This is a genomic window from Arenibacter arenosicollis (assembly GCF_014397245.1).
GTDB lineage: Bacteria > Bacteroidota > Bacteroidia > Flavobacteriales > Flavobacteriaceae > Arenibacter > Arenibacter arenosicollis.
The window spans coordinates 1-9,507 of sequence record NZ_JACLHY010000046.1 but is presented as its reverse complement, the minus strand read 5'-3'; the positions used below and the strand labels follow the sequence as shown (position 1 = coordinate 9,507).

Here is a 9,507-nt window from a genome sequence, read left to right as displayed (position 1 = left end):
GTGCTCCAGTTTCACCTGTAGCACCATCATTTCCATCAATTCCATCTTTCCCGTCAGCCCCGGTTGCTCCAGTGTCACCTTTTGCTCCATCAGCTCCGGTTGCACCAGTATCTCCTTTAGCACCGTCATTTCCATCTACGCCATCTTTTCCGTCAGCTCCAGTAGCTCCGGTATCTCCTTTGACGCCCTGGTCGCCTTTGGCTCCGGTCGCACCAGTTACACCTTGAATACCTTGAGCTCCGGTTTCACCTGTCGCACCTGTATCTCCTTTGTCTCCTTTTGCACCCTGAATACCCTGAGCACCAGTGTCACCTTTTTCACCTGTTGCACCAGTTGCTCCGGTTTCACCTTGGATTCCTTGGTCACCCTTGGCTCCAGTTTCACCTGTCGCACCAGTATCTCCTTTTGCTCCGGTGTTACCTGTATCTCCTTTGTCACCTTGAATACCTTGTGCTCCAGTTTCACCTGTAGCACCATCATTTCCATCAATTCCATCTTTCCCGTCAGCCCCGGTTGCTCCAGTGTCACCTTTTGCTCCATCAGCTCCGGTTGCACCAGTATCTCCTTTAGCACCGTCGATTCCATCAATTCCGTCTTTACCGTCGGCACCATTTGTGCCAGTGGCACCCGTATCTCCTTTGGGTCCGTCGGCACCTGTAGCACCCTTAGCACCGTCATTTCCATCAATTCCGTCTTTACCGTCAGCTCCGGTTGCACCAGTTGCTCCAGTATCTCCTTTTACACCTTGAATTCCTTGTGCTCCAGTTTCACCTGTGGCACCTGTATCTCCTTTGTCTCCTTTGGCTCCGGTCGCACCAGTGTCTCCTTTTGCTCCATCAGTTCCGGTCGCTCCAGTATCTCCCTTGTCACCTTTAGCTCCAGTTATACTTATACCTATTGGTCCTTGAGCCCCGGTTGCCCCAGTAGCTCCAGTTGCACCAGTATCACCTTTATCACCTTTGTCCCCTTTTTCTCCATTAGCACCTGTAGGTCCTTGAGCACCGGTTATACTTAAACCTATTGGTCCTTGTGCCCCAGTATCTCCTTTGTCACCTTTGGCTCCATCAGCACCTGTTGCTCCGGTCGCACCTGTAGCACCATCATTTCCATCAATTCCATCTTTCCCGTCAGCCCCGGTTGCTCCAGTGTCACCTTTTGCTCCATCAGCTCCGGTTGCACCAGTATCGCCTTTAGTACCGTCGATTCCATCTATTCCGTCTATTCCGTCTTTGCCATCGGCACCAGTTGCACCGGTATCTCCTTTGGCTCCGTCAGCCCCGGTTGCACCAGTATCACCTTTAGCACCGTCATTTCCATCAATTCCATCTTTTCCGTCAGCCCCGGTTGCTCCAGTATCGCCTTTAGCGCCATCAATTCCGTCTTTACCGTCCGCACCAGTTACACCTTGAATACCTTGTGCTCCAGTTTCACCTGTGGCACCTGTTGCTCCGGTTACACCTTGTATTCCTTGTGCACCAGTGTCACCTTTTTCACCTGTTGCACCAGTTGCTCCGGTTTCACCTTGGATTCCTTGGTCACCTTGTATTCCTTGGTCACCCTTGGCCCCAGTTTCACCAGTTGCTCCGGTGTTACCTGTATCTCCTTTGTCACCTTTTGCTCCAGTTTCACCTGTGGTACCTGTTGCTCCGGTTACACCTTGTATTCCTTGAGCACCAGTTTCACCTTTGTCACCTTTTTCTCCTGTTGCACCAGTTGCACCAGTTGCTCCAGTATCACCTTTTTCACCTTGAATTCCCTGGTCACCTTTAGCTCCATCTGCTCCTGTAGCACCAGTGTCACCTTTTGCACCCTGAATACCCTGAGCTCCAGTTTCACCTGTGGCACCAGTATCTCCTTTTGCTCCGGTATTACCTGTATCTCCTTTTAGACCTTGAGCTCCGGTTTCTCCTTGGATTCCCTGATCACCCTTATCTCCTTTTGCTCCATCAGCTCCGGTTGCTCCAGTATCGCCTTTAGCACCATCAATTCCGTCTTTACCGTCGGCACCTGTAGCACCGGTATCACCCTTAACTCCGTCGGCTCCAGTATCTCCTTTTACACCTTGGATACCTTGTGCTCCAGTTTCACCTTGGATTCCCTGATCACCCTTATCACCTTTGTCTCCTTTAGCTCCATTGACTCCAGTTGCTCCAATATCACCTTTAGCTCCAGTTTCACCTGTTGCTCCAGTATCACCTTTAGCACCGTCATTTCCATCTACGCCATCTTTTCCGTCAGCGCCTGTGGCACCAGTATCTCCTTTGTCACCTTTTGCTCCAGTTTCACCTGTGGTACCTGTTGCTCCGGTTACACCTTGTATTCCTTGTGCACCAGTGTCACCCTTGGCACCGTCAATTCCGTCTTTCCCGTCAGCACCGGTCTCACCAGTTGCACCTGTGGCTCCAGTATTACCTGTATCTCCTTTTACACCTTGAATTCCTTTTTCACCAGTATCACCTTTGTCGCCTGTGGCACCAGTATCACCTTTAGCTCCGTCAGCTCCAGTTGCACCGGTATTACCAGTAGCTCCGGTTGCTCCAGTGCTTCCAGTTGCACCTTGTATACCTTGGGAACCTGTATCTCCTTTGGCTCCAGTATCTCCTTTAGCTCCATCTGCTCCGGTTACACCCTGAATACCTTGTGCACCAGTTTCACCTTGGATTCCCTGATCTCCCTTGGCTCCAGTTTCACCTGTCGCACCAGTATCTCCTTTGTCACCTTTTGCACCCTGAATACCCTGAGCACCAGTTTCACCTGTGGCACCAGTATCTCCTTTGGCTCCGTCAGCCCCGGTTGCTCCAGTATCGCCTTTAGCGCCATCAATTCCGTCTTTCCCGTCAGCACCTGTGGCTCCGGTATCTCCTTTTACACCTTGTATTCCTTGAGTACCAGTATCTCCTTTGTCACCAGTCGCTCCGGTATCTCCTTTATCTCCTTTTGCTCCGTCAGCTCCGGTGTCTCCTTTTGCTCCGTCAGTTCCGGTTGCTCCAGTTGCTCCAGTTTCACCTGTGGCACCAGTTGCACCTGTGGCTCCAGTATTACCTGTATCTCCTTTGACGCCCTGGTCGCCTTTGGCTCCGGTCGCACCAGTTACACCTTGAATTCCTTGTGCTCCAGTTTCACCTTGGATTCCTTGATTTCCTTTAGCTCCATTTTCACCATTAGCACCGGTTGCTCCAGTATCACCTTTAGCACCGTCATTTCCATCTACGCCATCTTTTCCGTCAGCGCCTGTGGCACCAGTATCTCCTTTGTCACCTTTTGCTCCAGTTTCACCTGTGGCACCAGTATCTCCTTTGTCTCCTTTGTCTCCTTTGTCACCTGTCGCTCCAGTATCACCTTTGTCGCCTGTCGCACCTGTATCGCCTTTAGCGCCATCTATTCCATCTTTGCCGTCGGCTCCAGTGGCTCCGGTATCTCCTTTGTCACCTTTGGCTCCGTCAACACCAGTATCACCCTTAGCACCATCAATTCCATCAATTCCGTCTTTACCGTCGGCTCCATCAGCTCCGGTCGCACCAGTATCTCCTTTGTCACCTTTGGCTCCAGTTGCTCCAGTTACACCTGTAGCACCAGTATCTCCTTTTACGCCCTGGATACCTTGAGCACCAGTTTCACCTGTCGCACCAGTATCGCCTTTAGCACCGTTATTTCCGTCTATTCCGTCTATTCCGTCTTTCCCGTCAGCACCGGTTGCACCAGTGGCACCAGTTTCTCCTTGAATACCTTGAGCGCCTGTGGCACCGGTATCACCTTTAGCACCATCGGCTCCAGTCGCACCTGTTGCTCCAGTACTTCCAGTTGCACCTTGTATACCTTGTGCTCCAGTTTCACCTGTAGCACCAGTATCTCCATTAGCTCCATCAGCACCAGTGGCTCCAGTATTACCTGTATCTCCTTTGTCACCTGTCGCACCAGTTGCTCCGGTTTCACCTGTAGCACCAGTTTCTCCTTTGTCACCTTTTGCTCCAGTTTCACCTGTGGCACCTGTTGCTCCGGTTACACCTTGTATTCCTTGTGCACCAGTGTCACCCTTGGCACCGTCGGCACCTGTATCTCCTTTAGCTCCATCAGCACCGGTTGCTCCAGTATCGCCTTTAGCGCCATCAATTCCATCTTTACCATCGGCACCAGTTACACCTTGTATTCCTTGAGCACCAGTTTCACCTTTGTCACCTTTTTCTCCTGTTGCACCAGTTGCACCAGTTGCTCCAGTATCACCTTTTTCACCTTGAATTCCCTGGTCACCTTTAGCTCCATCGGCTCCTGTAGCACCAGTGTCACCTTTTGCTCCTGTAGTACCAGATATACCTATTCCTATTGGTCCTTGAGCTCCGGTATCACCCTTGTCGCCTTTAGTTCCAGTTGCCCCAGTGGCTCCTGTAGCACCAGTATCGCCCTTAGCTCCATCATTTCCATCAATTCCATCTTTACCGTCAGCTCCGGTTGCACCAGTAGCACCAGTATCTCCTTTTATACCTTGAATACCTTGAGCTCCGGTTTCACCTGTCGCACCAATATCTCCTTTGGCTCCATCAGCTCCGGTTGCTCCAGTATCACCCTTAGCACCATCAATTCCGTCTATTCCGTCTTTCCCGTCGGCGCCTGTCGCTCCAGTGTCTCCTTTGGCACCATCTATTCCATCTTTACCATCGGCACCAGTGGCTCCAGTATCGCCTTTAGCGCCATCATTTCCATCAATACCATCTTTTCCATCAGCCCCAGTTGCTCCGGTATCACCCTTAGCACCATCAATTCCGTCTTTTCCGTCTGCACCTGTTGCTCCCGTAGCACCTGTAGCCCCGTCATTCCCATCAATTCCGTCTTTACCGTCGGCGCCCGTCGCTCCAGTGTCTCCTTTGGCACCATCTATTCCATCTTTGCCATCCGCGCCAGTTGCTCCCGTATCTCCTTTTTCACCTTGGTCACCCTTGGCTCCAGTTTCACCTGTCGCACCAATATCTCCTTTTGCTCCGTCAGCACCCGTTGCACCGGTATCTCCTTTGGCTCCATCAGCTCCGGTTGCACCAGTATCACCCTTAGCACCATCAATTCCGTCTTTACCATCGGCACCAGTGGCTCCAGTATCGCCTTTAGCACCGTCGATTCCATCTATTCCGTCTTTTCCGTCTGCACCAGTTGCTCCGGTATCACCCTTAGCACCATCAATTCCGTCTATTCCGTCTTTACCGTCGGCACCATTTGTGCCAGTGGCACCCGTATCTCCTTTGGGTCCGACAGCCCCGGTCGCACCAGTGTCACCTTTTGCTCCGTCAGCTCCGGTTGCACCAGTATCGCCTTTAGCACCGTCGATTCCATCTATTCCGTCTTTTCCGTCTGCACCAGTTGCTCCCGTGTCTCCTTTTTCACCCTGAATTCCTTGGGCTCCGGTATCACCTTTAGCACCGTCGGTACCAGTTGCACCAGTATCTCCTTTGACGCCCTGGTCGCCTTTGGCTCCGGTCGCACCAGTGTCTCCTTTTGCTCCCTCGGCGCCCGTCGCTCCAGTATCACCCTTGACACCAGTTGCTCCAGTGTCACCTTTAGCGCCATCAACCCCGTCTATTCCGTCTATTCCGTCTTTCCCGTCGGCGCCTGTCGCACCTGTAGCACCATCATTTCCATCAATTCCATCTTTGCCATCCGCACCAGTTGCTCCCGTGTCTCCTTTTTCACCCTGAATTCCTTGGGCTCCGGTATCACCCTTAGCACCGTCGATTCCATCAATTCCGTCTTTGCCATCGGCACCTGTCGCTCCAGTGTCTCCTTTGGCACCATCTATTCCATCTTTACCATCGGCACCAGTGGCTCCAGTATCGCCTTTAGCGCCATCATTTCCATCTAAACCATCTTTTCCATCAGCCCCAGTTGCTCCGGTATCACCCTTAGCACCATCAATTCCGTCTTTTCCATCTGCACCAGCTGCGCCAGTGGCACCTGTATCTCCTTTAGCTCCATCAGCACCGGTTGCTCCAGTATTACCTGTATCTCCTTTGACGCCCTGGTCGCCTTTGGCTCCGGTCGCTCCAGTATCACCCTTGACACCAGTTGCTCCAGTGTCTCCTTTGGCACCATCTATTCCATCTTTGCCATCCGCGCCAGTTACTCCGGTATCACCCTTAGCACCGTCGATTCCATCTATTCCGTCTTTGCCATCGGCACCAGTTGCACCCGTATCTCCTTTGGCTCCGTCAGCACCGGTTGCGCCAGTATCACCCTTAGCACCATCAATTCCGTCTTTACCGTCGGCTCCAGTTGCTCCGGTATCTCCCTTATCACCTTTTGCTCCGTCAGCACCAGTATCACCCTTGGCTCCATCAGTTCCGTCTATTCCGTCTTTGCCATCGGCACCAGTTGCTCCTGTAGCACCTGTATCTCCTTTGGCTCCAGTGTCACCTTTGGCCCCCGTTGCGCCCTTAGCACCGTCATTTCCATTTATTCCGTCTTTACCGTCAGCTCCGGTATCACCCTTGGCACCATCAATTCCGTCCTTGCCAGAAATACCAGCAGGCCCTTGAGGACCTGTTAGATTTGAAGTTGTAAATTTTGTTCCGTCTGTGTAGTTGAAAGTAATGGTCCCATTGCCATTATTGACCGTAGATTGTATGCCAACACCCCCAGTGGCAGTTGAACCACCTGTACAAAGGTTATTCCATTGGGTTCCGTTGTAAAAGAAAACGCATTGTGAATCGGTGTTAAACACCATAGCCCCTCGAAGAGGCTTAATACCTAGCATTTGAGTATTGGTAACTCTAGTAAGAACAAATGCCTTGGTAGTACTTTCCAATTCAACTATGGAAGCGGCATTTATGCTATTGGGATTTTCTCCGATTTTAACCTGGGCAGTTGCGTAACCACAACCGATCAAAAACAGGAGAACTAGTAATTTTTTAAAATCCATTTAAGGCAAAATTTGGGCGTAACGACCTATATAACCCCAAATTTAGATGACTAAGTATCAGATTCTCAATAAATGTTGTGAACGAGATAAAACCTGTTGTGTACCCGCAATATTGAAAATTTGGGCTGAAAAATCCGCAGTTAATCGAGTGAAAAAATGAAAGAATAGACCTACAAAATAAGTATAGTTACTGGTGTTTCCATTTCTTCAAGGCTTGAAATTTTAAGGATATTAAGCGAGATTATTTTTATGGGACGCTTAAAAAAAAGCCTTCATTTTTAAATGCCATTAAGTTGCCAAACCATGGATTTAACGTTTTAAGAGTTATGAATTATGCTTCCGTACAAAGGTGGTATTGAAGTGGTATATAATTGGGTGCTATTTTGATATTAACTCCGCTATTGGATTGACAGTCTTAAATTAATAGATGTAAGAAACTAGAAACTAGAAACTAGAAACAAGAAATAAGAAACAAGAAACAAGAAACAAGAATTTAGACTTTAAACATTCAACATTCAACATTCAACTTTGAACCTATTTAGTGCTCCAAGTACAAGTATCCCTGATAATTAAGTTTAAGGTCTTTCATTTCAATAATATAAAAATAAACCCCATTGGGAAGACCGGCTGCCCGGTCTATGACAATATTATTTAGGTTGGAATAGCCTGTAAAGCCGTTGGTGTAATTGCTTTCCTGGTATACTTTTTGGCCATTGCGGTTATAAATGGTGATGATATCGTCATCGGATAGCTCCAATTCCTCAATATAGAGGGCATCGTTTACGCCATCGCCATTGGGCGTTACCAAGTAATTGTCCAGCGTAAGCAATTCTTTGGCCGTGGCTTCGGAGGCAAAAGTGATGACCGCGTAATTGTCCGGTACAAAATTGTCCGAAATTAAAAAACCCTGTGTTAGGTCGCCCACCAAGGAGGCCGCACCCAGGTTTACCCATGATCTGCCCCCAATGCTCCAACCTACGGGGATGATCTTGGTCACATCCTCTGTAAGGGCGGCCATATTACTCCGTGCATTCCAACTGATCTGGATCGAAGAAGATACACTGCCCTCCAAATGCCAAAATTCTACCTGGCTAATATCGCCCATAGTCCTTGGTTTTTTGGTAGGGTCAAAACTTTCGGGAAAGGTGGCCGGGTTGGTGGCATTCTCCAAATAGTAGGCACATTTGGCAAAGGTATTGGTGGCGGAACTATTGAGGGTCAATGATCGTAATTGTTGGGCATCGCCCACCGGAAAAATAAAATTCTGTTCATTGTTAATGGTTACATAACCGTCTACTTTGGATAGATCGGCTTCACCCACATAAAAGGCATCTTGCAGAAAATTAAAATAAATATCCCGTTGTGCCCTTGGGGTCATAAAGTTGCCCGCCACAAAATTGGTATTGGAGCTAACGCTCATGCCAGTGTTGAGCATAACTCCGTTGTCATTGGCAATCTCGGTATCGTAGAATACGGGCATAAAGGCCCCCGAAACACTGATCATGCTACTGCCATAAAAGCCTGCTAAACCCAAGTTTTGGTCAAAAGATGCATTGTTGATCAGATCGGTATGAAACCCTATCTGTCCCTCATCGTGGATCCTGATGTTGCCACTGTTGTACAGGGCCGTTTGGGCTTGTAAGCCTAAGCTTAGCAAAAGTGCGAGTATGGAGATGATACTTTTCATGTTCTTGGAACTATGTATTAAATCTAGTTCTTTCTACTGTTTTTGTAATAATGCCTTTATTTCTTCCATGTCTTTGCGGAGCGACTGCAGTTCTGCGGACAGGGATTCGTTTTCATTTTTAAGCTGATCTATCTTCTTTTCCTGCTCAATGGTATGCAGGAACAATTCTTCGATTTTTTCGAGGTTCTGTAGGTTGGACTCACTCAAATTCCAAAAACCATCTTGTTTAACTTCTTCCGCTGATTTAATTCCTGGTAAGTGATGGTGCTCTTTTATAAAGGCCTCAATTTGTGCCAAGGTTTGGAAATCATAACTTTCTTTTAAACTGGAATTCCCTAAAAAGTATTTTTGAAAGACGTAGTCAGGTACTGGCGAGTGAGAACCAGTTACATTGACATTTCCATCAACTTGTAAGTTTCCAGTAGTACTAACATTTGCGGTAAAAACAGGATTAATTTTAGAGCCGTCTATGGCGGCGCCAAGGGCTATATCCTCGTTTAGGATAGTCCCATTTAAAATTTCTCCTGTTTCTACAGAACCAACTGCTAAATCATCTGCGGTTATAGTATTGTCAGCTATTTCATCTGAAGAAACTGCATTTGACTGTATTTCTGCAGCACCAATTGCATTGATTCCTATATCTCCTTGTGTAATCGAGTTTGCAGCAATTACTCCACTTGGTCCTCCAGATATAGCCCCTGCAGCTATTTTTGAAGAAGTTATTGCATTGTCTGCAAGTTGGGGTGTATCAATACCAAGAGCAGGAACTCCTAAACTATAGGGGTCACCCGAGGTTCCCGAACCTGTTACGGCTACCGTGGTACTTCCGTTAACAATGGTCTCGGACCCATCGGCCCCTCCAAGGCTGGTCAGAATATAAGGGTCACCTGTTGTCCCGCTTCCAGCCACGGTTACAGTG

3 protein-coding genes are annotated in these 9,507 nt (G+C 48.6%); all 3 read right to left on the bottom strand.

The genetic code is table 11. From position 1 onward, the window contains the following. Positions 1-6,901, bottom strand: a 6,901-nt coding sequence (locus H4O18_RS21665) for a collagen-like domain-containing protein (protein WP_222942501.1), incomplete at its 3' end; no start/stop codon positions are given. A gap of 538 nt (positions 6,902-7,439) precedes the next feature. Then, a complete protein-coding gene (locus tag H4O18_RS21660) occupies positions 7,440-8,588 on the bottom strand; it encodes a T9SS type B sorting domain-containing protein (protein WP_187588588.1) in 1,149 nt (382 codons plus the stop codon). 33 nt (positions 8,589-8,621) lie between these two features. Continuing rightward, the coding region (locus tag H4O18_RS21655) for a bZIP transcription factor (protein WP_484463092.1) at positions 8,622-9,507 on the bottom strand (886 nt) is incomplete at its 5' end.